Annotated in this window: 19 protein-coding genes; 8 read left to right on the top strand and 11 right to left on the bottom strand. The window is 53.5% G+C overall.

The window, feature by feature from the left end; genetic code table 11:
* Positions 1-25: 25 nt before the first annotated feature.
* The 3 genes from ACZMIG_RS10060 to ACZMIG_RS10050 form a co-directional block, all read right to left on the bottom strand.
* Positions 26-712: a vitamin B12 dependent-methionine synthase activation domain-containing protein gene (locus ACZMIG_RS10060; protein ID WP_021855763.1), complete on the bottom strand. Its 687-nt coding sequence runs from the start codon at positions 710-712 to the stop codon at positions 26-28.
* A 177-nt stretch (positions 713-889) separates the two neighbouring features.
* Positions 890-1,900, bottom strand: a complete 1,011-nt coding sequence (locus tag ACZMIG_RS10055) for a uroporphyrinogen decarboxylase family protein (RefSeq protein ID WP_302330315.1) — start codon at positions 1,898-1,900, stop codon at positions 890-892.
* A 20-nt stretch (positions 1,901-1,920) separates the two neighbouring features.
* A complete protein-coding gene (locus tag ACZMIG_RS10050; protein ID WP_053397822.1) occupies positions 1,921-2,448 on the bottom strand; it encodes a nitroreductase in 528 nt (175 codons plus the stop codon).
* A 569-nt stretch (positions 2,449-3,017) separates the two neighbouring features.
* Between ACZMIG_RS10050 and ACZMIG_RS10045 the strand changes: the two genes are divergently transcribed.
* From ACZMIG_RS10045 to ACZMIG_RS10030, 4 genes are all read left to right on the top strand, one after another.
* The gene (locus tag ACZMIG_RS10045) at positions 3,018-4,166 is read left to right on the top strand and encodes a hypothetical protein (protein WP_053397824.1); all 1,149 of its coding nucleotides are present in this window, start codon (positions 3,018-3,020) and stop codon (positions 4,164-4,166) included.
* Positions 4,167-4,298: 132 nt separating this feature from the next.
* Positions 4,299-4,541 carry a four helix bundle protein gene (locus tag ACZMIG_RS10040; RefSeq protein ID WP_021855767.1) on the top strand — a complete coding sequence of 81 codons (243 nt, stop codon included), beginning with the start codon at positions 4,299-4,301 and terminating at the stop codon, positions 4,539-4,541.
* Positions 4,542-4,749: 208 nt separating this feature from the next.
* Positions 4,750-6,678, top strand: a complete 1,929-nt coding sequence (locus tag ACZMIG_RS10035) for a DNA topoisomerase IV subunit B (protein WP_021855768.1) — start codon at positions 4,750-4,752, stop codon at positions 6,676-6,678.
* A 383-nt stretch (positions 6,679-7,061) separates the two neighbouring features.
* A complete protein-coding gene (locus ACZMIG_RS10030) occupies positions 7,062-8,606 on the top strand; it encodes a S41 family peptidase (RefSeq protein WP_053397856.1) in 1,545 nt (514 codons plus the stop codon).
* 115 nt (positions 8,607-8,721) lie between these two features.
* Here the strand turns inward: ACZMIG_RS10030 and ybeY are convergent, their stop codons facing one another.
* From ybeY to ruvB, 3 genes are all read right to left on the bottom strand, one after another.
* A complete protein-coding gene (ybeY, locus tag ACZMIG_RS10025; protein ID WP_021855770.1) occupies positions 8,722-9,138 on the bottom strand; it encodes an rRNA maturation RNase YbeY in 417 nt (138 codons plus the stop codon).
* A gap of 112 nt (positions 9,139-9,250) precedes the next feature.
* On the bottom strand, positions 9,251-9,730 hold the full coding sequence (gene coaD / locus ACZMIG_RS10020; protein WP_021855771.1) for a pantetheine-phosphate adenylyltransferase: 480 nt from the start codon (positions 9,728-9,730) through the stop codon (positions 9,251-9,253).
* A gap of 67 nt (positions 9,731-9,797) precedes the next feature.
* Positions 9,798-10,838 (bottom strand): Holliday junction branch migration DNA helicase RuvB, encoded by a 1,041-nt coding sequence (gene ruvB / locus ACZMIG_RS10015; protein ID WP_053397826.1) that lies wholly within the window; start codon positions 10,836-10,838, stop codon positions 9,798-9,800.
* Positions 10,839-11,423: 585 nt separating this feature from the next.
* Between ruvB and ACZMIG_RS10010 the strand changes: the two genes are divergently transcribed.
* The 4 genes from ACZMIG_RS10010 to ACZMIG_RS09995 all read left to right on the top strand — a co-directional run bounded on the left by ACZMIG_RS10010 (position 11,424) and on the right by ACZMIG_RS09995 (position 18,785).
* A complete protein-coding gene (locus ACZMIG_RS10010; RefSeq protein WP_053397828.1) occupies positions 11,424-14,207 on the top strand; it encodes a TonB-dependent receptor in 2,784 nt (927 codons plus the stop codon).
* A 250-nt stretch (positions 14,208-14,457) separates the two neighbouring features.
* Positions 14,458-15,354: a metallophosphoesterase gene (locus ACZMIG_RS10005; protein ID WP_487889528.1), complete on the top strand. Its 897-nt coding sequence runs from the start codon at positions 14,458-14,460 to the stop codon at positions 15,352-15,354.
* 539 nt (positions 15,355-15,893) lie between these two features.
* Positions 15,894-17,132 carry a class I SAM-dependent methyltransferase gene (locus tag ACZMIG_RS10000; protein ID WP_487889497.1) on the top strand — a complete coding sequence of 413 codons (1,239 nt, stop codon included), beginning with the start codon at positions 15,894-15,896 and terminating at the stop codon, positions 17,130-17,132.
* A gap of 42 nt (positions 17,133-17,174) precedes the next feature.
* Entirely contained in the window at positions 17,175-18,785 is a 1,611-nt protein-coding gene (locus tag ACZMIG_RS09995; RefSeq protein WP_487889496.1) for a carboxylesterase/lipase family protein, read from the top strand.
* Positions 18,786-18,993: 208 nt separating this feature from the next.
* Here ACZMIG_RS09995 and ACZMIG_RS09990 read toward each other — a convergent pair whose 3' ends face one another.
* From ACZMIG_RS09990 to ACZMIG_RS09970, 5 genes are all read right to left on the bottom strand, one after another.
* Positions 18,994-20,334 (bottom strand): MATE family efflux transporter, encoded by a 1,341-nt coding sequence (locus tag ACZMIG_RS09990; RefSeq protein WP_053397831.1) that lies wholly within the window; start codon positions 20,332-20,334, stop codon positions 18,994-18,996.
* A 461-nt stretch (positions 20,335-20,795) separates the two neighbouring features.
* Complete coding sequence (locus tag ACZMIG_RS09985) at positions 20,796-22,508, bottom strand: T9SS type A sorting domain-containing protein (RefSeq protein ID WP_487889495.1); 1,713 nt, start codon at positions 22,506-22,508, stop codon at positions 20,796-20,798.
* A gap of 248 nt (positions 22,509-22,756) precedes the next feature.
* Complete coding sequence (locus tag ACZMIG_RS09980; protein ID WP_487889494.1) at positions 22,757-24,643, bottom strand: helix-turn-helix domain-containing protein; 1,887 nt, start codon at positions 24,641-24,643, stop codon at positions 22,757-22,759.
* Between the two features lie 297 nt (positions 24,644-24,940).
* Positions 24,941-25,252 (bottom strand): hypothetical protein, encoded by a 312-nt coding sequence (locus ACZMIG_RS09975; RefSeq protein WP_487889493.1) that lies wholly within the window; start codon positions 25,250-25,252, stop codon positions 24,941-24,943.
* A gap of 118 nt (positions 25,253-25,370) precedes the next feature.
* The coding region (locus ACZMIG_RS09970; RefSeq protein WP_487889527.1) for a T9SS type A sorting domain-containing protein at positions 25,371-25,450 on the bottom strand (80 nt) is incomplete at its 5' end.

Genomic DNA, 25,450 nt, shown 5'->3' with positions numbered 1-25,450 from the left:
GGCATAAGGCTAAATATGCCGCATACTACTTCTTGCGGCGGCGCTTGTAGCAGTCTTTGAAGTCGCAGAGACCGCACGAATATTCGAGCTTGCGCACCGAAGGACCGAGGCCTATCACGCCGCTCACCGACTTGATGGGCACCATAAGGCTCGAGTCGGTAAGGCTTACGCCGCACGGACGCTCCTCGCCGAACAGGGGGAAGAGCATCTGCTGCTGAGAGACATGCCACCCGCAGTAGCCCGGACTGAAGCGGTTGGTGTGGCGCCAGCCGCGCTCATCAATGGCTTTCTGCAGCGAAAGCTCCATGCAGTCGGCCGCCTTCTCGGCTATGACGCTGCCTATTGAGTCGGCAACAAACACCTTCACCATGTCGTCTTCGTCCTTCAGGCGGTGCTGAAGCTGCTCAAACTCCTCGCCGGCGGTGGCCACAAAGAAGGCGAAAGCCTGCGAGCCGCGCAGCTGCCGGCTGATGATGCGCCCCACGCTGAAGCTGACTGAGCCTACGGTGAGCACGTGCTGCTCTGCATCGAGCTGTCCGGGGGTGATGAAGAAGCAGAAACGCGGGCGCAGAACGGCCTTTATGCGCTCCATGACGGCAGAGGTCTCGGCCTGCACGGCAGCGTCGGGCACGGCGTCGCCATAGCCCATCTGCTCGTAGATTTCAGACGGAAGGATGTTGAGGTCGTCGAAAGTTATTTCCTGTTTTAGCATTTTATTCTGATTAAAAAGCGGCACAACGCTGCGCCGCATGACGCCGCTGCGGCCCTCGGAGGGTGCAGCGGCTTATGTAGTTAAGTATGTCGGGCGGGGCCTGTCAATATGTATCGTGGCTGACCATGACCTTTACGTCATGCCGCAAGGCCTCTGGAGAGCTGACAGAACCTGCGCTTACAGCTTGCTGTTCCACTCGCCGACGGCCTCAAAGAAGGCGTCGATGTTGGCAAACGGAGTGTGCGGCGGGGTGTCGCATCCGCTTGATATCACGAAGTTTGGATAGTTGCTCATCTTGCGCAGCAGGTCTGTGGTGGCGCGGCGCATCTCGTCGGGCGTGGCAGACTTGAACAGACTGACGGGGTCGAGGTTGCCCATGGTGAGAGCCGTGGGCGGCACCTGACGCGACACCTGTTCCATGTCGCACTTGTTGCCGAAGTGATATGCGGCGGCTCCGGTGGCAGTCATGGCATTGGTACACTGCCCGGTGTTGCCGCAGTTGTGTAACACTACGGTGAAATAGTCGTCCTGCACGGCCTCGACGATACGCCTGACGTAGACCGAAGAGAAGCGCATGCAGTCATCGTCAGACATCAGTCCGGCGGCAGGCTCTGCCATGACAACGCCGTTGGCGCCCGTCTTCTTCAGCGCGATGCAGTATTTCAGGATGAAGTCGGTACACTTTTCGAGCAGCATGGCGGCAGCCTCGGGGTTCTGATATATCAGAATCATAATCTCCGACATGTCGTAGAGACGGCCTGCAAGCGAGAAAGGCCCGATGCATCCGGCAAGCACGGGGCGGTCGGTTATGGCACGGGCGGCAAGCAGGTTGGCCTTGAGATATGCCGGCACGCGGCCTGCGCTGAGCGACGGCACCTGCAGACGGGCTATGTCGTCGGCGCTGTTGAGCATGTGCCCCCTCACGGCCGGCACCTCGTCGGGCTCGAAGGCGATGTCGGCGCCGAAGGCTTCAGCCTCAACGGTGAGGTCCATTATCACTGTGGCGGCAGCCGTGTCGTATCGTCCGGCAAGCGCCCTGACGGCGTTGAAGTGCACCTCGCCGTCGCTCACGGCGTCGATCACGCGCCGCCCTATCATCTCGATGCCGGGATGTGTCATTATGGGCACAGCCATCACCTTCTTGCTGTCGATGACGGCTTTGGCCCATTCGGTCATGTTTATCTTCATCTGTGTGTGTGCGTTATGTGTTATTCAACAAATCTTACGTAGTCATCCTTGCGCGGCGCAGCCTCTCTGACGGCACCCTCGCGCGGGTATCCCAGCACGCAGTGGCCTATGCCCTCATAGTCGCCCTCAATGCCCCATGCGCGCAGCATGGCCTTGCCTTCCTCGCTGTCGAACACCTCGCGGGCGCGGTGAATCCAGCAGCTGCCCAGTCCGAGGGCGTGTGCGGCGTTCATAAGGTTGCCCATTACGAGCGATCCGTCGTAGAGATAAGTGGGGCGTGTGCGGTCGGCCAGCACCACGAGCACCACGGGAGCGCCGTAGAAGGGGTCGGCCTCGGTGCCCATCACGGCGGCGTTGAGCTCAGAGAGGCGGTCGCGCACGGCCTTTGATGTTACGGCAACGATGAGCGGCGACTGCGCTCCGCGGCCCGTGGGGGCGTAGGTTCCTGCCTCTGCCACAGCCTCGATAAGGCTGCGCTCCGGCATCCGGTCGGGGTCGAAGGCGCGCACGCTGCGGCGTGTCTTCATGTTTTCTATAACTGTGTTCATAATCTTTACTGGTTAAAAAGTTTGTCTTTCACATGCCGCGGAGCGTCAGACTGACTGCCATTATGCCGCGGCATGATTGATATGTGCAAAGATACTAAATTTATCGTCCGCATGTTCAGGCGCAATGAATAAAAAGCCTTAAAGATACATTGAAAAACGTACCGGAGACCCGAAAAAATGACATCGCGGCGCTGATTGCGGCCCGATGATGCGCCGGTTTTATCCGCCTTTGTAACATACTGACATTCAGCGCGTTGCAAAAGGCCACGTTTCAGGCTCTAAAAGACGGTCTTTCGGCGTGCAAAAGGTGGCCTTTTGGAGGCTGAAAGGGCACCTTTCGGAAAACAGGCACACGGCAGGCGTCATCAGGGCGCGCCTCGGCACGGCCACAGACAGGCTGCAAAGACACCGCCTGAAGGCGGCGCGGACCATGTGACAGATGTGCATAAAAAGCTTACATACCATGCCCAAAAAGCCTTAAAAAGGCTGATTTAGCGTTATTTATTTTTTTATATGGCGCAAAACTCGTATTTTTGCATGTTTAAGTTGTCTAATATAAAGTAAGACAAATGTCAACTATTAAAATCAAAAAAGTAGAAACAAGGAAAGACCTTGAGCGGTTTATAGACTTTCACTATGACCTCTACAAGGACAATGAGTATGACGTTCCCACACTGTTCAGCGACGACCTGAACACCCTGAGCAAGGACAAGAACGCGGCGTTCGAGTTCTCCGAGGCCGAGTATTTCATGGCGTTCGACGGACGTGGGCGCATGGTGGGCCGCGTGGCAGCCATAATCAACCACCGCGCCAACAAGCGCTGGGGGCGCAAGTGCGTCAGATTCGGATGGATAGACTTCATCGACGACATCAACGTGTCTAGGGCCCTGTTCGACGCCGTAGAGAAATACGGCAAGTCGAAAGGCATGGAAGAGATGATAGGTCCGCTCGGATTCACCGACCTCGACCCCGAAGGCATGCTCACAATGGGATTCGACCAGCTGGGCACTATGGCCACCATATACAACTATCCGTACTATCCGGAGCACATGGAGAAGCTGGGCGACTTCGAGAAGGACAACGACTATGTGGAGTTTAAGCTCATGGTGCCCGACAAGGTGCCGGAGAAATACACCAAGATAGCCGAGATGATACAGAAGCGCTACGACCTGCACATCAGGAAACTGACCAAGAAGGACGTGTTTGAGGGCGGCTACGGCAAGAAGATGTTTGAGCTGATAAACACCTGCTTCAAGGACCTGTACGGATATTCGGAGCTGTCTGAAAGGCAGATCGACCAGTACATCAAGATGTACTTCCCCCTGGCCGACCTCAGCCTCATCACCGTTGTAGAAGACCGCAGCGCCGGCAACAAGCCCGTGGCCGTGGGCATCACCATCCCGTCGCTGTCGAAGGCGCTGCAGAAGTGCCGCCGCGGAAGGCTCTGGCCCTTCGGATGGTGGCACGTGCTGAGGGCTCTGAAGGCTCACAAGACCGAGGGCGTGGACCTGCTGCTGCTCGGAGTGCTGCCCGAATACCGCATGAAGGGTGCCAATGCCCTTATGTTCTACGACCTCATCCCGCGCTATCAGGCCTACGGATTCAAATGGGGCGAGAGCCAGGTTGAGATGGAGACCAACGAGAACGTGCAGAGCCAGTGGCAGTATCTCGAGACCATCCTCCACAAGAGAAGACGCTGCTACAAGAAGTGGATATAGATTTTCTGCCGGAAAACGGCAGAAAATAATTAAAAATTAAAAAGTAAAAATTAAACAGCGAGGGGGATGGCAGGCGGTGATCATATCAACTTAAGCTGGCAGAAGTGTGGTAACAATTAAACAACGTTGATTATGGCTGACGGCAACAACATTGTGAAAGAAAAGGCGGAGAAGTTCGCCATACGCATTGTTAAGTGCAGCAGGTTCATAAGGGAAACCAAACGTGAATACTCGCTTGCCGACCAGCTGCTGCGTTGCGGCACCAGCATAGGTGCCAATCTTTATGAAGCTGAATTTGCACAAAGCAAAGCCGACTTTATAAGCAAGATGAGCATCGCGCTCAAAGAAGCGTCTGAAACCAAATACTGGTTGTGACTACTCCACTCGACAGACATACTGGAAGACAAGATTTACTACTCAATGAACACCGACTTGAAGAACATCATAAGTCTTCTTGTCTCAATATTGAGATCATTGAAGGGTGTAGACAGCAAGAAATAGCTGACAATACCACATTCCGCCGCCATTATGTTTCAGCCACGATGTTTAATTTTTAACTTTTAATTGTTAATTTTGGAATTTTATGAGCGAAGAGAATAAAATTACAACCGAGTATACTGACGACAATATCAGGCACCTGTCTGACATGGAGCACGTGCGCACCCGACCGGGAATGTACATCGGCCGACTTGGCGACGGATCCATGCCCGAGGACGGCATCTACGTGTTGCTCAAAGAGGTTATCGACAACTCTATCGACGAGTTTAAGATGAACGCCGGCAAGCGCATCGAGATTGACATAGACAACAACCTCAGCGTGATGGTGCGCGACTACGGACGAGGCATACCGCAGGGCAAGCTCATCGAGGCTGTTAGCGTGCTAAACACCGGAGGTAAATACGACTCTAAGGCGTTCAAGAAGAGCGTCGGACTCAACGGTGTGGGCATCAAGGCCGTCAACGCGCTAAGCTCCAGGTTCGAGGTGAGGTCTTACCGCGACGGAACGGTGCGCACGGCGACATTCGAACGCGGCGTGCTGAAGAGCGACACAACCGAGGAGACGCAGGACGAGACGGGTACATACATATACTTCGTGCCCGACGACACGCTCTTCAAGAACTACTCTTTCCACCACGACTTCGTGGAGACGATGCTGCGCAACTACACCTACCTGAACACAGGACTGACCATCATGTACAACGGACGCAGGATTCTGAGCCGCAACGGACTTGAAGACCTGCTCAACGACACGATGACCAACGACGGCATCTACCCCATAATACACCTCAAGGGCGAAGACATCGAGATAGCGTTCACGCACACCAACCAGTATGGCGAGGAGTATCACTCGTTCGTAAACGGACAGCACACCACGCAGGGCGGTACTCACCAGAGCGCGTTCAAGGAGCACATAGCCCGCACGATAAAGGAGTTTTTCAACAAAAACTTTGAATATACCGACATCCGCAACGGCCTCGTGGCTGCCATAGCCGTCAATGTTGAGGAGCCGATGTTCGAGAGTCAGACCAAGATTAAGCTCGGATCGCTCACCATGAGCCCCGACGGCGTCAGCGTGAACAAGTACGTAGGCGACTTCATCAAGAACGAGGTAGACAACTATCTGCACAAACACTCTGACGTGGCAGAGGTGATGCTGCAGAAGATTCAGGCCAGCGAGAAGGAAAGAAAGGAGATGGCAGGAGTTACAAAGCTGGCACGCGAGCGCGCCAAGAAAGCCAACCTGCACAACCGGAAGCTGCGCGACTGCCGCATACACTTCTCCGACGTGAAGAACAACCGCAAGGAAGAAAGCTCCATCTTCATCACCGAGGGCGACTCAGCGAGCGGTTCTATCACCAAGAGCCGCGACGTAAACACTCAGGCTGTGTTCTCTCTCAGGGGCAAGCCGCTCAACTCTTTCGGACTCACCAAGAAGGTGGTGTACGAGAACGAGGAGTTCAACCTGCTTCAGGCAGCCCTCGACATTGAGGACGGACTCGACACCCTGCGCTACAACAAGGTAATAGTTGCAACCGATGCCGATGTCGACGGCATGCACATCCGACTGCTCATAATAACCTTCTTCCTGCAGTTCTTCCCCGAACTCATCAAGAAGGGACACGTATACGTGCTGCAGACGCCGCTCTTCCGCGTCAGAAACCGCCGCACGAAGGTGCGCAACAAGAAGGCGCTCGAGGACGTAAAAGGCAAGAAGGGCGACTTCATCACCCGCTATTGCTACAGCGACGAGGAGCGCGTAAAGGCCATAGAGGAACTTGGTCCCGACCCTGAGATAACCCGATTCAAAGGTCTTGGAGAGATAAGTCCCGACGAGTTTGTCAACTTCATCGGCCCCGACATGCGCCTTGAACAGGTTACTCTGCACAAGACCGATCAGGTGCAGAAGCTCCTGGAGTACTACATGGGCAAGAATACGCCCGAGCGACAGAACTTCATCATAGACAACCTGGTGATAGAGGAAGACCGTCCCGAAGAGGAAGAAAAGTTCTGACAAGGGGCAAAAGGAACGTAAAGGAGACGCAGAATAAGCCCAACGGCAATGCTGATGAAACATAATGAGCATGCGGAAAGGGAATTAATGATATGTGGTAGAAGAATGAAAGCCATGCAGAATAAGCATGAAAACAATGCAGAGTAAGCATGAAAACAATGCAAGAGTAAGCATGAAAACAATGCAAGAGTCATCCATCCGCGCATCATAAGTCCAATTTCTCCCATCTCTCCCACGACATCCGTTCCTCCCATAAGTCCCATCCCCCACAATCATCCCATAAAAGAAACATCACAACAATGATAAACACAACCATCAGAAAGATAAAAGCCGCACTGGCAAAGACTGCCACCAAGGCCCTCGTTGCCATGGCACCGGCTGTCATGTCGTGCCTTCCTGCCGGCGCGCAGATGAACATCGACTTCTCTTACGACAGTCCGCTGCGCAAGCTGCAGATAGCCGAAATGGCAATAAACAACCTCTACGTCGACTCAGTTGACGAGAAGAAGCTCGTTGAGGACGCTATAAGGGGCATGCTGGAGAAGCTCGACCCCCACTCATCTTACTCCGACCCGGAGGAAGTGAAGGCCATGAACGAACCGCTGCAGGGCAACTTCGACGGCATAGGCGTGCAGTTCAACATGGTTGACGACACGCTGCTCGTCATCCAGCCCGTGTCAAAAGGCCCGTCGGAGAAGGTGGGCATCATGGCTGGCGACCGCATAGTGAACGTGAACGACACTGCCATTGCGGGCGTGAAGATGAAGAAAGAGGAGATAATGAAGCGTCTGCGCGGACCCCGAGGCACAACGGTGAAGCTGGGAATTGTGCGCCGTGGCGTGCCCGACGTGATGTATTTCACGGTGAAGAGAGACAAGATTCCGGTGAAGAGCGTGGACGCCGTCTACATGATTCGCCCGCAGATAGGCTACATAAGGATAGGAAACTTCGGTGCGACGACATACAAGGAGTTTATGGAAGGCATGGAGAAGCTGAAAGCCGAGGGCATGAAAGACCTGATACTCGACCTTCAGGACAACGGCGGAGGATATCTGCAGGCTGCCGTGGAGATAGCCAACGAGTTCCTGCCGAAGGACGATCTGATTGTATATACCGACGGACGCCGCATCAGACGCATGGACTATAAGGCGCGCGGCAACGGCTCTTTCCTGACAGGACGCGTGTATGTGCTCGTCAACGAGTTCACGGCGTCGGCCGCAGAGATTGTCACCGGAGCGATACAAGACCACGACCGCGGCATCGTAATCGGCCGCCGCACGTTCGGAAAGGGCCTCGTTCAGCGCCCGATCGACCTGCCCGACGGCTCTATGATACGACTAACCATTGCCCACTACTACACTCCTTCGGGACGATGCATACAGAAGCCATACACCAAAGGAGACATAGAGGACTACGCGATGGACTTTGAGAAGCGTCTGAAACACGGCGAACTGACCAACCGCGACAGCATTCACTTCGCCGATTCGCTGAAGTTCTACACGCTGAAAGAGCACCGCACGGTGTACGGCGGAGGCGGAATAATGCCCGACACGTTTGTTCCTCTGGACACACTTCAGTACACCAAGTTCCACCGTCAGCTCGTGCTGAAGGGCATAGTGATAAACACCGACCTGAGATATATCGACAAGAACCGCAAGCAACTCGTAGGCGACTACCCGACGTTCGAGGCGTTCAGAAGCCGTTTTGAGGTGCCGCAGGAACTTATCGACGAGATAATGAAGGAGGCGGAGAAGCAGAAGATAAAGCCGAAAGACGACGAGGAGCTGCAGCGCACGCTGCCTTATCTGAAATCGCAGCTGAAGGCTCTCGTGGCGCGCGACCTCTTCGACATGAGCGAATACTTCCAGATTATCAACGAGACAAGCGACATCGTGAAGAAGGGAGTGGAGCTCTCGGCAGGCAAATAAAGGGCTGACGGGATAAGAGAAATGGGACCAATAAGACTGATATGGCGCCTGTGCTGATATTGTTGCACGGCCATCGGTCTTATTGGTCCCATTACTTTTATCCCCCCGGGGCTTCTCAGAGCTTAATCATGGCAAGCGCCTTGTTCTCGGCAGCCTCCATAATCTCGCGCTCTCCTGGGCCTTTGTCGTTGATGCCGCAGAGATGCAGTATGCCGTGGATAATCACACGGTGAAGCTCCTCGTTGTAGTCCTTGCCCAGCTGCTCGGCGTTTGAGCGCACGGTGTCGAGCGAGATGACTATGTCGCCGCTGATTGTGTCGTCCTCGTCATAGTCGAACGTGATGATGTCAGTGTAGTAGTTGTGGCCCAGATACTCGTTGTTAACCTCAAGAATCTTGTCGTCGTTGACAAACATATATCCTATTTCGCCAACCTTGCGGCCATATTCGGCGGCCACGGCCTTTATCCATGCCGATGTGTCGCGCTTTCTTATTGCCGGCATTTTTACGCCGTCGGTGTTGTATGTTATCATATTTTGCTGTTTATTTTCGTTCTGAAGGCTTGCCGCACGGCGTGCGGTAAGTTATAGCCAAGATGCGTTTAAGTGCGTCAGAAGGCGTTATATTGCCCTCTGCGGGCACGTCTTAAGGCTCCTTAATCTCTGTCTTGCGTCCCTGCTCAGGTGCGGGCAGAAACTCGGCGGCGTCCTTGCCGAAGTGGATAAGCTCGCGCACCATGCTCGACGACACGCTCTCATACTCAGGCTCGGCATACAGCAGGATGGTCTCTATGCCGCCTATCTTGCGGTTGATGTCGGCCTGCTCGCGCTCATACTCAAAGTCCTTGATGCTGCGCACGCCCTTGATGATGAAGCCGGCGCCCTCGCGGCGGGCAAAGTCGACGGTGAGGTCGCTGTATTCCTTTACCTCCACCTTAGGCTCGTCGGCATACAGGCGCGCAATGGCCTTCACCCTTGTCTGCGCGCTGTACATGTATTTCTTGCGCTCGTTGAAGCCCACGCCGATGACAATCCGGTCGAACAGCGGCAGCGCGCGTCTGACGATGGCATGATGACCGGTGGTGAAGGGGTCGAAGCTTCCTACGAAAATGCCTGTTCTCTGCATTGATTTCTATCTGTTGTTTTGTTGATTTTTATATATACATTCAGTCTGACAGCACCGTCAGCATGGCCTATCCCATACCGAAGAGGTCAGGCTCCATCACGTTGCCGGCATACGGATTGCGGCCGAAGTGGTTGTAGGCAAGCTCCGTGACCATGCGTCCGCGCGGCGTGCGCTTGATGAATCCTTCCATGATGAGGTAAGGCTCATACACCTCCTCAACGGTTCCGGCGTCCTCGCCTATTGCCGTGGCTATGGTGGTTATGCCCACGGGGCCGCCCTTGAACTTGTCGATGATTGTCAGCAGAATCTTGTTGTCAATCTCGTCGAGGCCATACTGGTCGATGTTCAGCGCCGTCAGCGCCACCTTCGATATGGCTGTGTCTATGCGTCCCGTGCCCTTCACCTGCGCAAAGTCTCTCACCCTGCGCAGCAGGGCGTTGGCTATACGTGGCGTTCCGCGGCTGCGGCGGGCTATCTCTACGGCAGCGTCGTCGTCGATGGGCACCTTGAGTATCGATGCCGAGCGCTTCAGAATCTTGGTGAGCGTCTCGGGTTCGTAGTATTCCAGATGCAGGTTGATGCCGAATCGGGCGCGCAGCGGCGCGGTGAGCAGTCCGCTACGGGTTGTTGCCCCCACGAGAGTGAAGGGGTTGAGGTCAATCTGTATAGAGCGCGCCGACGGTCCCTTGTCTATCATGATGTCGATGCGGTAGTCCTCCATAGCCGAGTAGAGATACTCCTCAACGACGGGCGACAGGCGGTGAATCTCGTCGATGAACAGCACGTCGTTAGGCTCGAGCGACGTCAGTATGCCTGCCAGGTCGCCCGGCTTGTCGAGCACGGGGCCGCTCGTCAGCTTGAAGCCCACGCCAAGCTCGTTGGCAATGATGTTGCTCAGCGTGGTCTTTCCCAGTCCGGGAGGGCCGTGCAGCAGGGTGTGGTCGAGCGGCTCGCCGCGGTATTTGGCGGCCTCTACGAACACCTCGAGGTTCTCCACCACCTTCTGCTGTCCGCTGAAGTCGCCGAAGCGCAGCGGTCTCAGGGCGTTCTCAAACTCCTTCTCGGCCGACGACAGCGACTCTTTTCTTATATCGAAATTATCGTCCATTATTCTTTTATCTTTCAGTCGAATGCAAAGTTAAGCATTTTATTTGTTATAATCACGCAAAACCATAAGAATATCTCAGCCGCGGCAGACGGCGGCGTCACTGTTTCCGGCAGGCCGCCCTGCCGCCGCTCTGTCTTGCCTGCGGGGCATGTCGTGCCGGCGCCCGTGCCGTGCTGAAATGTGCCCGTGCAGCGGCCGTTTTCCGATATGTGCCCTTTTGCATTCCGAAAGGGCACCTTTTACACGCCAAAAGGCCGTCTTTTGCAGGCTAAAACATGGCCTTTTGCAACGCATTGAGCATCAGGGCGTTACGCAAGGGCATACCGACGCATCGCTGCCAAGCCATATACAGCACCCCCGCCGCCACCCGCACGCCAACCCGTGCGCCACGCCCTAAAACCTGCCCGAAAGCCGTCAGAATGTCATATTATGTTAACACGGAGACTATATAAATAGGTATTTAAACAGATTTTAATAAATTGAAATAAATTTGTAACAAGTTGTTAAATACACTATAACCGCAGCGTAACGGCTTTGTAACACAGAATGCAGACCTTTGCAGCGTTAAAATTATTTTAGTTTTTTATGAGAAAAAATTACAAAAAATTATCGCTATTTTGCTTATCTGCGATGCTTTCTGTAGCAGCAGTGGCTGTTACTGACTCTAACGAAGCTAACTTAGGAACCATGCGCGGACGAATCGTCGACAACTCTAATCAGGTGTTGCCCGGCGCAACCGTTATGATCGAGAATCTGCACACAGGTGTTGTTAGCGACGCTAACGGATTCTACACAATACCCAACCTGAAACCGGGAGTCTACACGGTGAAGGTTTCTTACGTAGGCTACCAGCCGACAACGGCTAAACTGACCATATCTGCCGAAAAGACAGAAGTGAAAGACTTCGTGCTGTCAGAGGGAATGGAGCTTAAGGGCGTTGAGGTAAAAGGAGCGTTCCACGGACAGAGCCGTGCGATAAACACTCAGAAGAATAACTTTAACATAACCAACGTCGTGTCGGCCGACCAGATCGGCAAGTTCCCCGACTCTAACATCGGCGACGCCCTGAAGCGTATCAACGGTATCAACGTGCAGTATGACCAGGGCGAGGCACGCTTCGGACAGGTGCGCGGAACATCGCCCGACCTCACATCGGTAACCGTCAACGGCAACCGTCTGCCTTCTGCCGAGGGCGACATACGCAACGTGCAGCTCGACCTCATACCGGCCGACATGATTCAGACCATCGAAGTGAACAAGGTTGTTACGGCCGACATGGACGGCGACGCCATCGGCGGATCGATAAACCTCATAACCAAAAACACTCCGTACAAGGAAGTGTTCAACATAACGGCTGGAACAGGCTACAGCTGGATAAGCGAAAAGCCGCAGCTTAACCTCGGACTGACCTACGGCAACCGCTTCTTCAACGACAAGCTGGGCTTCATGGCAGCCATTTCTTACCAGAACTCACCGGCAGGATCGGACAACACTGAGTTTGAATACGACATCGACGACGACGGCAAGGTGGTGCTCACCGACGCCGAGGTAAGACAATACTACGTTACACGTGAGCGTCAGAGCTACTCGCTCTCACTCGACTACGTGTTCAACCCCAACCATAAAGTGTTCTTCAACGGTATCTACAACCGCCGCAACGACTGGGAGAACCGCTACCGCGTGTCATACAAAGACCTGGCAGACGGCGAGGGAGAGATGAAGGCACAGATAGAAACCAAGGGAGGATCTGCCGACAACCGCGGCGCACGACTTGAGCGCCAGCAGACCATGGACTACACCCTGGGCGGCGAGCACCTGCTCTGGGACAAGCTCTCTGCCGACTGGTCGGCATCGTTCTCAAGAGCTTCTGAGGGACGCCCCGACGAGCGCTACATGAGCCTTGAGCAGAAAGACATAACCATCAACATGGCAGACGCCGGACTGCGCCAGCCCTACTCTACAACATACATCAACCTCGACGAGGGCGAATGGAAGCTCGACGAGTTTACAAACGCCAACGAGAACATCATAGAGAACGAGTGGAAGTTCAAGCTCGACTTCGAGTTGCCGCTCGCAAACGGACTCTACGGCAACAAGCTTAAGTTCGGAGGAAAATACACACGCAAGTCGAAGACAAAGGACGTTGTATGCTACGACTACACCGACGGCTACGAAGCAATGTTCGGCGACGACTATTCTAACTACTACATCAACCGCATACGCGACGGATTCATGCCCGGAAGCCAGTATAAGTCGACAATGTTCATCGACAAGAACTACCTCGGAGGCATCAGCCACGTTGACCTGGCAGCCATGGGCGGCGAGCAGGTGCTCGAGGAGTCGGCAGGCAACTACGACGCAACAGAGCAGGTTTCGGCAGGCTATCTGCGCTTTGAGCAGAAGCTCGGAAAGAAACTTGAACTTATGCTCGGACTCAGAATGGAGGCCACAAACCTGAAGACAAGCGGCTTCAACTGGATTGTCGACGAGGACGAGAACGAATATCTCGAGCCGACCGGCACCTACAAGAACAACTATATCAACTGGCTGCCGAGCGTGTTGCTGAAATATAACGCCACAGACGACCTGAAGGTGCGCGCATCTTACACCAAGACGCTGGCACGTCCTAAATACTCTCACATGATGCCGGGCAGCAGCATCAACCGCACCGAATCGCCTGTTGAGGTGTTCGTGGGCAACCCTGACCTGAAGCCGGTTATCTCTAACAACTACGACCTGTCGGCAGAATACTACTTCAAGAGCGTAGGTCTGGTGTCTGCATCACTCTTCTACAAGCGCATCAACGACTATATGGTTGAGCATGTGTCTAAAGGCAGCTACGGCAACTACGACGACTGCAAGATAACACGACCCGTAAACGCATTCGACGCAGACCTCCTGGGCGTTGAGCTCGGACTGCAGCGCGACTTCGGATTCATACATCCGTCACTCAAGTGCTTCGGCTTCTACGGCAACTATACCTACACTCACAGCAACGTGGTCAAGTCGGTATTCGGCAACAAAGACGAGCAGGCTCTGCCCGGTTCGCCAGAGCACATGGCCAACGCGTCGCTCTACTTCGACAAGGGCGGACTGAACGTGCGTCTCTCTTACAACTTCACTTCTGCCTTCCAGGACGACGAGGAGTATCAGGAAGAGGCACAGCTGCGCCGCTACTACGACAAGGTTAACTATCTCGACCTGAACGCAAGCTACACATGGGGCAAGGACATCAAGTACACATTCTATGCCGCTGCCAACAACCTGCTGAACCAGCCGCTGCGCTACTACCAGGGAGAGAAGGACCGCACAATGCAGGTGGAGTACTACGGAGTGAAGCTCCAGGCCGGATTCAAGCTCAGCTTCTAAGCAGGAAACGACTGAACGGTCATGAGAGTAATGTTTAAGAAGAATAGATTTATAATGAATTCCTGAAACGGATTAACACAGATGAAACCGGGAAAACAGGCGTGAGAGAGTACAAAATGACTTACAGCAAGTTATCAGTATGTGCTCAGCCTGCTGTCCCGGCTTTGCTTTCAAAACGAATATAAACAAAAAAAACATCACAACAATGAAGAAACTTTCAACAACTCTGATTTTGCTTTTAGTGGCCGTGATGAGCATCATGGCGCAGACTCCCGAGCAGTGGGCCAAGCTGGAGAAGGACGTCAACTTCTACGTGGCCAACGACCTGGGACGCAACGGATACTACGACCAGAAGCCTATAGCTGAACTGATGGGGCGCATGGCCGAGACCGTGGGCATAGAATGTGTGGCAGCGCCGGGCGACGTGCACCACTTTGAGGGTGTGCGCAGCACGCAGGACCCTCTCTGGATGACCAACTATGAGCTTATATACAGCCATCCCGAACTGATGCTCGACTGGTATCCGACACTCGGAAACCACGAGTACCGCGGCAACACGCAGGCCGTGCTCGACTACACAAACGTGAGCGCACGCTGGGCCATGCCGGCAAGATACTACACAAAGGTGATTGAGGACGGCGGAGTGACCGTAAGACTGGTGTTCATAGACACTGCACCGATGATTGACAAATACCGCAACGACACAGAGAAATATCCCGACGCAGGCAAGCAGGACTACAACAAGCAGCTCGAATGGCTCGACTCTGTGCTCTCTTCGGCCAAGGAAGACTGGGTTATCGTGCTGGGCCACCACCCCGTTTATGCCGACACGGGCAAGGACACATCTGAGCGCGGCGACATGCAGGCACGCCTGAACCCGATACTGACCAAGCACAAGAACGTGAGCATGTATATATGCGGACACATACACAACTTCCAGCACATACGCAAGCCGGGCAGCAACATCGACTACGTGGTGAACACGAGCGGATCGCTGAGCCGTCCGAAGGTGAAGGCAGTAGACGGAACACAGTTCTGCAGCGGCGTTACGGGCTTCTCGCTGGTATGTGCCGACAAGACCACCCTGTCGCTCCATCTCATCGACAAGGACGGAAAGGTGGTATACACGGTTAACCACAAGAAATAACAAATTCTTCTTTTTTCTTTAAAATTAAGCACTATTAAAGGCGGCAAGGACAACATCCCTGTCGCCTTTTGCTTTTTTTGCGGCATGCTTACACGCCCGGAAAGCGTGTCTCTTCATGTGTATTCGATGTGCAAAAACGGCTGACGCCAACGCACTTCATAACTTTCTGACAATCAGCCACATAAACACAGCCATGCAAAACGTGCCCTTTCAGCCTGCAAAAGGTGGCCTTTCGGGCGGCGAAACATGGTCTTTTGCAGCGCAAGACACGGCATTTCGGAAAACGGCATCGCAGGGCATGCCTAACAGAAGGCATCAGTGCTGAAAATATTTTACATCACGCCGTTACGCCACACCACCCTGCCCCGGCAGCACAATCATGCCCGGCAGGCAAAATTTATGGTCTCCTTACTTGTGCGTGAGCCTCAAACGTTGTATATTTGTGCCTGACGAAGGGCTGCACCGCCGCATGGCACGCCGCACGACAGACCGGCCACGGGAACGGCACAATGCGCCCGCAACAAACTTATATGAAGACAATGAACACTGAAGAATTTATAATGCTCCACCGCAACGACGACGTCAGGGCGCTCGCCCTTAAGGCTGCCGGAGCGAAGGACATAGACCTGGGCTACGCGCTCGACCAGATAGCAGGATGGCAGACGGCACGCAGGAAGCTGCCGCAATGGGCCGCGACAGAGGGCATAAAGTATCCGCCGCACCTGTCGATGGAGCAGTGCTCGTCGGAACAGACGGCCATCTACAAGGCAGACGTGGCGCAGAGGCTCGTCAGCGGGCTGCCTAAAGAGGCAGAGAGCGTGCTCGTTGACCTGACGGGCGGACTGGGCGTCGACTTCTCCTACATGGCGCGCCGCTTCAGCCGTGGCGTCTACGTTGAGCGCCAGAGCCATTTGTGTGAGCTCTCGCGGCATAACATGGGCGTGCTGGGCATCAGTCAGGCCGAGGTGGTATGCGCCGATTCTGAGCAATTTATGGGCCAAATGGGGCATGTCACGATGATATTTGCCGACCCGGCACGGCGCGACAGCCATGGCGGAAGGACTTTTGCCGTGGCTGACTGCACGCCCGACGTGCTGGCCATGCGCGACGAGATGCTGGCCAAGGCCGACTTCGTGATGCTGAAGCTGTCGCCCATGCTCGACTGGCACAAGACGGTGGCCGACTTCGGCAGCTGTGTGGGCGAGGTGCACATCGTGTCGGCAGGCAACGAGTGTAAGGAGCTGCTGCTCGTCATGTCGGCACGCTTTGACGGACTGACCTGCGTTACGTGCGTCAACGACGGCAGCATATTCAGCTATAATCCGCAGACAGACATACAGAGAAATATAACGGATGAAGACGGCACGGGCAATGATGCCGGCAGCAACGGCAGCCGCGCGCCGCTGAGCCTGCAGCCGGGCATGAGCCTCTATGAGCCTAATCCGTCGGTGATGAAGGCAGGATGCTTCGGCCGCATAGAGGCAGCCTTCGGCGCAAGACAGATAAGCCGCGACAGCCATCTGTTCGTGTCGGAGCAGAGAGCCGTCGGATTTCCGGGCCGCGCCTTCGTCATAAAAGCCGTCAGCAGCATGAACCGCAAGGAACTGAAGAAGGCGCTCGGCGGCATAGGCAAGGCAAACATAACCACGCGCAACTTTCCGATGAAGGCCGAGGAACTGAGAAAGCGGCTGAAGCTGGGCGACGGGGGCGACTGCTACATCATGGCCACCACCACGGCCGACGGCTCGCACGTGCTGATAATATGCGCCAAGGAGTGAGCCGCAACATATATGACGACATAACAAAAAACATAAACAGCAATGAAAAAATCTATATTATCGCTGGCACTGGCGCTGCTTGCGGCAGTGGCAACGGCACAAGGACCGCAGGTAAGGACAGCCTGCGGAGTGGTTGAAGGCACCTGCGAGTCGGGCATAAAGGTGTTCAAAGGCATACCCTTTGCAGCGCCGCCCACAGGCCCACTGCGCTGGAAGGCACCGCAGCCGGCAGCCCGATGGCAGGGCGTGCGCAAGGCAACGGAGTTTGGCCCCAACCCTATGCAGCAGCCTATATACGGCGACATGAACTTCGGCACAAAGAAGATGAGCGAAGACTGCCTGTATCTTAACATCTGGACGCCGGCAAAAAGCATGGACGAGAAGCTGCCCGTGCTGATCTACTTCAACGGCGGCGGACTGATGGCAGGCAGCGGCAGCGAGCCGCGGTATGCCGGAATGAGCATGGCGCGCAAGGGCATCGTGGCCGTTACGGCAAACTACCGCGAGGGCATATTCGGATTCTTCGCGCATCCTGACCTGTCAAAGGAGACAGCATACAAGGGCTCGGGCAACTACGGCTTTATGGATCAGGCGGCAGCCATACAGTGGCTCAGGGACAACATAGCGGCATTCGGCGGCGACCCCGACAGGATAACCATTGCCGGCGAGTCGGCAGGCTCGATGTCGGTGAGCGCGCTCATGGCATCGCCCGTGTCACGAAACCTCTTCTGCAGGGCAATAGGCTCGAGCGGTTCGGTGATAGCCTTCGGCAAGATTGCCACGCTGAAGGAGGCCGAAAAGGCAGGAAAGGAGAAGATGAAGCAGATGGGGTGCAAGTCGCTCGAGGAGCTCAGGGCTCTCAGCGCCGACGAACTGATGGAGCGCGCGGCCGTGAGGAGCAGGCCGGCATACAACATAGACGGCTACTTCTTCACCGAACAGCCCGAACAGACCTTTGCCGGGGGCAGGCAGGCAAGGGTGCCGCTGCTGGTTGGCGGCAACTCTGAGGAGGCTCAGCCGTCATTCATCCTGCAGGGCAAGCCGGCCACGGTGGCCAACGCCACAGAGGCAGCCAGAGCCGTGTTCGGCAGCAACGCCGAGAAGGTTGTGCAGCTTTACGGCATCAGCACCGACGCCGACGTTAGCGGAGAGCCGGGCATGATGCTTGCCTCCGACATGTTCATAGGCTTCGGCACGTGGAAATGGGCACACATGCACACCATGAGCAGCGGTCAGCCCGTATACAGATACGTCTACTGCCACCCGCGCCCGGCAATGAGAATAAGCGGAAAGGTGGCAGGACTGGCTGGCGGACTGAAGGACAAGGAGGACGGCGACGACAAGGCGCCAGAGGCAAAGGGAGCCGTACACTCGGCCGACATAGAGTATGCCATGGGCACGCTACCCACCAACCGCGTGTTCGACTGGCAGCCGGAAGATTTCCTCATGTCGGACATCTTCTCGGGATATTACGCCAACTTCATAAAGACGGGCAACCCCAACGGACTGGGTCTGCCAGACTGGACGCCGGCAAACGGACAAGAGGCAGTGCCCGTGCTGCGGCTCGACGTAAACACGACGATGACCACCGACAGGCAGACCGAGGAGCGGTATAAGCTAATTGACACAATGATGTGGGGCACAAAGAAATAACACTGCACGTAAACTGGCGGCAGGATTTGAAGTAAGCATGCCCTGACAAGAAGCATGCTGATGCCGAAACACCATAAAACGAGAAAGGGAGACACGCCGACACAGGCATGTCTCCCTTTGATGTTTATATCGTTTTATAATGGATTTATCGCCACAAAACCTGAGCGCCGCAGGACATACGGCATGAAGAATGGCCGCAGGAGCCATTTTAAGGCCGTCTGAGGCGCCGAATGAAGCAGAGCCAATAAAGTATGCCTGCGCACAGCAAACACACGGGAAACGCGCTCCAAACGCCTACAAGGCCCCAGCCGCTGTGTATGCCGAGGAACCAGCCGAGCGGCAACGACACCACGAAATAGGAGAAAAAGGCTATCCAGATGAGCGGACGCACGCACGAAATGCCGCGCAGAGCGTTGGCAAAGGTGTACTGAAGGCCGTCGCCAAACTGATAGACGATGAGCGGTATGACGGTCTGCGACACGAGCACACACACCTCGGCGCTGTCTGTAAACCAATAGCTGAACGTGTTGCGCAGCAGGAACACGGGCACCGATAGCACGAAGGCTATGAGCATGATGACATGAAAGCCGGCATAGGCAGCGTCGCGCACGGCGGCAGTGTCGCCCTGACCGTGGAAATAACTCACCCTGACGGCTATTGCGGCAGCCATGCCGCTGTTGACCATATAGAGCAGCTGCGAGGCCGTGAGCGTAACCTGATGTGCGGCAAGGGCCGTTATGCCTATCCAGCCCACGAAGATGGCAGAGAGCGAAAAGGCCGCACACTCCATGCCGAGCTGCATGGCCACGGGCCAGCCAAGGGTGTTGATGCGGCGGAAGTCGGCACGGTTGAGCCGTCCGGCGGCATATCCGCGGCGGTAAGGGGCATAGCTGCGGTGAAACACAAACACGGCAACGAAGGCAACGAACATAACGATGCGCGACACCATGGTGCTGATGCCGGCGCCGAGAAGGCCCAGCTCGGGCATGCCGAAGGCTCCGTAGATGAGCACATAGTTGCCGAAGATGTTGAGCACGTTGCCGCCCAGGATGACGAACATCGGCACGCGCGTGTCGGTTATTCCGTCGTAAAACTGCTTGAAGGCATTGAACATGCACAGGAAGGGCAGCGACACGATGTTCACCAGAAGATACGAGCGCATGTAGGGCAACAGCTCTACGGGCTGCCCCATGCGGTGCAGGTTGAGATAGAACACCACGGAGACGGCAAGCAGGATGACGGCCATCAGTCCGTTGGCGGCAAGGCTGTTGCGCAGTATGCCGCCAATCTCTTCCTTCTCGCCGCGGCCGAACATGGCGCCCACGATGGGCGTAAGACCATAGGAGAAGCCCATGGCGAAGATAACGATCAGAGTGAACATGGTGGTGACAAAGCTGGCGGCTGCCAGCTCCATCATGCTGTGGTGGCCTATCATGAGCGTGTCGGCAAAGCCGAGTACCACGTTTCCGATCTGTCCCACCACAATGGGCACGCCGAGCGAAACGAGCGCGCGGTAGTGTGTTGTGTATCTTTTCAGTGTGAAGTGCATAACGGGTGCAAAGATAGTGCTTTTTTCATAAAAGCCCACCCTTTTGCCCTTCCTTGCACGGCGATGACAAAATATTTTACTGCATCATGCATCTACAAGGACAGAAACACGGCAAAAATAACGGGAACATACGGAAGGCGATGAACAGAGAGATAGAAATAGGCTGCTTTTATAATCTATAAAAACTCCATGTTATAGCGTAACCTTGCAGAAATACCGCAAAATCCGGCAGACAATAACATTACATGGCATAACACATAAAACTGCATGCAGGTAACAGCAACACACAGGACTGGATAACGAAAAAGATAAATAATCAGATGCGTTCTGCCAACGTCATCCACCAAAAATATACAAATGCCTCCGCAGAGACATAAATCCCTTATATGTAAAGGCTGCGCCCTGACCACCCAGTCACATAACCGGGCGGTCAGGGCGCGCCTAAAGATTATAAAAAAATTCTACATTATCATTACCTTCTTACGTAGCAAGCTGTTACCGCTCTTAACCTCGACTACATATGTGCCGCGTGCAAGCGATGCTACTGATACATGGCCGCTTACTCCGGCAGCATTGTATACGCATACGCCGTTTACTGAATATATGCGCACGTTAGCCTTATCTGTGCCTGCTATGTCGATAGTGCCCTCACCCGAGTTGAATGATACCTCTACATCGTCAGCAATCTTATTTTCGGTAATACCCGTTGTCAGGTCATCATATGCACTAAGATTCATGATCCAGCCCAAGTTACCATACTCATTTTTCTGGTTGAAGCCTCCGAAAGTCAGTCCTTCAGGATTATTTGAATATATCACACCAAAGTGCCCGTCGGGGAAGTTCTCCATCAGCTCGTTGTAAGCCTTCTCGCTGTGCTCCCTTACCCAGTCGCCAAAGTCCATCACTGCGCCGTTCTTATGTACGTAAGGAACTCTGTCGAGCGGAGGCATGTATGCCGGCTGACCCAAGAATACGGTGCCATCGTCAAGCACGGCCGTAGGGAACAGTCCGTCGACTCCCTCAAGTACGGTCACCTCTTCGGTCTCAGGGTTAATTATGACCGGCTTAGTCTCGGTGGTTGTTACCATGTATTTACCGTTGTTGCTAAGGTTCATTTCAAGGATGTGGAACACGTTTTCGCCGATTAGGTATTTGCCTAGACGATCGTAATACAGCATGATAGAGTCATTATAAGCCTGTCCGTCGCTCAAGAACTTGTTATAGTCCTCTGCGTATCTGTTTTTGCGGTCTGCACCGTCGGGCGTATCAGTGTTGAAGAAGTCGGTCTTGTGTTGGTTGGGGTTGTACGTCGGCCACGGCCACCTTTCTTCTTCCGGAATGGTAAAACCTGCATGCTCTACGGAATCATTATAGGCGGCAAGAGCCTCGTTGAAGGCTTCAAGTTCCTCGGCAGTATAGTATTCTGTTACGTCAGGCTCTTTGGGCACATATTGCGGCCACTCGGGGGCTATCTCGTCCTTGTTGAAACAGAAGTCGCTACAAAGCTCCTTGTAAGTCCAATCCCTTGTCTGCGCCGAAGCCCTCTTCCACATTACAGGGAAGTAGATGGTGCCGGAGGCATCGATTAGTCGTCCGTATATAGTCAATCCGTCGCCAGAAACGCCAAGAAGCCACGCGCCCTGTGTGAGGCGGTTGTCAAAACCTATCTTATCGAAAGGCAATTCCTCGTACATATCGTAATCTCCCGATTCGTTGCGGTACCATATCACCGGCTGGTAGTAACTGAAACGTTCGCCGTTATTGTCGATACCTGAAATCGACACATTGCCAGCGATGAAAGAACCGTCTTCGGGCACTCCATAGCACGTACCCGAAATGCCCTCCGGCGTGGGCAGTGGCACAAAACCATCACCCTCGGTGACATAGCACGGCATCTGGGCGCTGTTGTTGGGAGCGTACGAGCCTGCCGCAATACCGCAGTCGGCAACGGCTCTAATGTCGTATATCACACCTGTTTCTTCAAACACGCTCAGTTTGCCAGTCTTGGCGTTAATAAAATAGCCTATGCCCTGAGTCGAGCCTACGGCATAGCTGCCGTTTGACGACACGTTCGTTATTATAGCCTCGTGGGTCTGGAACGGTATGGGCGACTCTTGTGCCGGCGCTGCACAAAAACAACATATTGTCACTAACGATAATAAAGTTTTTTTCATACGGTTAAGATTTAAATTAGATAACAGACAAATTCAAAAAGCGCTTTATTAAATATCAATTCCCTATGCGTGACTGTTTCGTCACACCTGCAAAATTATGACATGACAAAAGAAAATGCAAATCAAAAATATCCAATTTCAAGAAATTGGTGATAATACGCAATAAAAGCGGCGGTTTTAGTTATAAAACTGTCATGCTTAGTGTAATATAGCCATAAATGCGCGACGCAAAGCATGTCTGCACATTGTCAGACAGACGCTTTCAGCTTGTCTTTGTACATTGACGGGGTGATGCCGACCACCTTGCGGAACAGCTCGACGAAGGTGGTGTACGACTTAAAGCCTACGCTCTCTGCGATGGCGTTGAGCGTGTAGGAACCGTAAGTGCCTGTGTCGGCCATGCGCAGACAAGCCAGACGTATGCGGTAGTCGTTAACGTAATTCTTGAAAGTTTTGTGGAAGGTGTCGTTTATCACGAGAGACACGTACTTGCTGTTGGAGCCTACGAGCGTGGCGAGGCGCGCAAGAGAGAAGTCGCTGCTGCAAAACTCGGTCGAGTTTTCCATCACGTCGATTACCGCGTCGAGCAGTTTCCTGCGCATGTCTTCGCTGATTGCCAGGGTCTTGTTCTTGCCGTCAGCATCGTCAGCAGTAGTGGCTACGGCAGTATCTGGCGCTTCGCCGGCTCCGTCGGAATGTTCCTGCGACGCACGCAGGGCTGCCAGCTCGGCCTCCGAGCTTTTAAGCCGGTTGCTAAGCTCAAGCATGCGCTGCCTGGTGAACTCCTGTTGCTTGACGAAGTCGCGGTTGATTACAAACAGGTCGTTGTAGCTCTTGTCTATCTTGCCCTTCTGGCGGTACACAAGCAGGAGCAGCACTCCTATCACAGCGGTCACGACAGTGACGCCGGCGATGGTGAGCCTCTGGCGTGAAATGGTCTGCAAGCGTTCCTTCTCGCGGGCGTTGAGCGAGGCTATGTATTTGTCGTACTTGTCCATCTCATAAAGCGTCTGCTCGTTTTTAACGGCATCAAACTTGTTTGTGTCGAATATCGAGTCCTTCTCATGCTGATAACGGGCCCTGTAGCGGCTTGCTGCCTTGTAATTGCTTACTGAGTCATAAAAGTCAGCATATTTTACAAGGACATCAAGATAGACATGCAATATGCCGTGCTTTACAGCCGTACTCTCGCACAAACGCAGGTATTTCAATGTTGAATCGCGATTGCCAAGACTCATATAGTTATTATATAGCTCTCTGTAAGCAGAACAAATGTATCGCGGTCCCATCTTGTTTTTAACAGCATAGTTCAACAATTCGTTGTACGTATTTATGGCCTCGGGGTAGTTTTTCTCCGCCATGAGAATCAGTCCGAAATTGAAAATACCCATGTAGCAGTTTTCCTTGTCCGCAGGATTCTTCACCTTCTCGGACATCTTATAGTATTTTCTGGCAGAGGACGTATTACCCTTGATAATGTTTACTTTCGTCATGTTGGCAAGAATCTTGTATGCATTGGCCTTGTCGCCGTATTTATGGCAAAACTCATAGCCTTTCTTGTAATACGACAAGCCCTTTACATAGTCGCCGAATACGCAGTATACGTTGGCTATATTGTTGTAGAAACGCCCTGTTTCGTGCTTGGCCTTGCAATCGTTGTTAATGCGCAGTCCGCTGAAATAGGCAGAGAGAGCACCTGCGTAGTTGCCTTTCATATAGAGAATATTGCCTTTCTTCAGATATGCCATTGCGCATTGCTGCTTGTCTTTGTCGGAGAGTTTGTCGTTCATGCGGTTGCACGCCACCATGTAATACACCAGCGCCGTGTCAGAATGTCCGGCATTGAGATAATGCTCTGCCTTTTTCATTATATAGTCTATCGAGGCGTCTGATGTCTTTTTGACCAAGGTCATATAGTCTTTTGCCAGCACGCGGGCACCGGCGCATGAGGGCAGGAGCATCAGCAACACAAGCAGAAGCGTGCGCAACGCCATGAAGCAAGACTTTAAAACAGAACGAGAGGCACCGGCCTTATCGTGTGCAGGTTCTGCCGTAGAGAGCTGCGAACCAAGGCACGGAGATATCTGTGATGCCGGATTATAGGATGAATTTATAATGCTTATGATGTTTTTCATTAGCCGTAAGATTTCTACGTTTATATTCAAGGCCTGGAAAGAAAGCCAAAATATCAGCAAAGATAGTGAAAGGTGAGAGCAATACAAAATGAAAAACGTATTTTTTTATTTTTATTGCCGAACCGATGCCTATATTATCAAAAGATAGTGAAAGGCGAGAGCAATACATATTGCATGCCATAACTAAGACACACAAGCTAAATATGGCACAAAAAAAGGGCGCGGCTCTTACGAACCGCGCCCTTGGGCTATGGTATATTCATCTTAAAGTTGCCGCAAGCGGCGCTAAACGGGATGTTATTTCACCTCTATCTGACGTGCCGCAGGACACTCGGGCTTAGACATCTTAGACAGCGTTACGGTGAGCACGCCGTCGTTTACTCTGGCTGCGATAGCCTCCTTCATCAACAGGTACAGGCCAGCTTGCTTTAGCCAAAGAGTCTTTATACAGTTCAAGGGCGTGATTGTAGACGGCCTGTTCCTCTTCGGTAAAATACTCTGGGATGTCTGGCTTTTCGGCTTCTGAGACCATTCGGGACAAATCCCGTCTTTGTTGAATACAAAAGCCTTCTCAAGACCGTTGCTTGGGAAGGCTTTTTCTGTTAACATCTGAAATTAACTTGTCCAGGTTTTATGTATATGTAGTCTGTTGGTTGCTGACATCGTCAATTTCATTTGTTCATCATAAGTTATAACGTTTTTAAAGGCTATTAATCAAGGAAACGTGTTATTTGATAATTATCTTTTTCACAACAGCTTTTCCACCCTTGCTTATTTTTAGAACATAAATACCCGGTGTTACGCCGT

The sequence above is a fragment of the Xylanibacter sp. genome (assembly GCF_057607445.1).
This window is presented reverse-complemented; position numbering and strand designations above follow the sequence as displayed.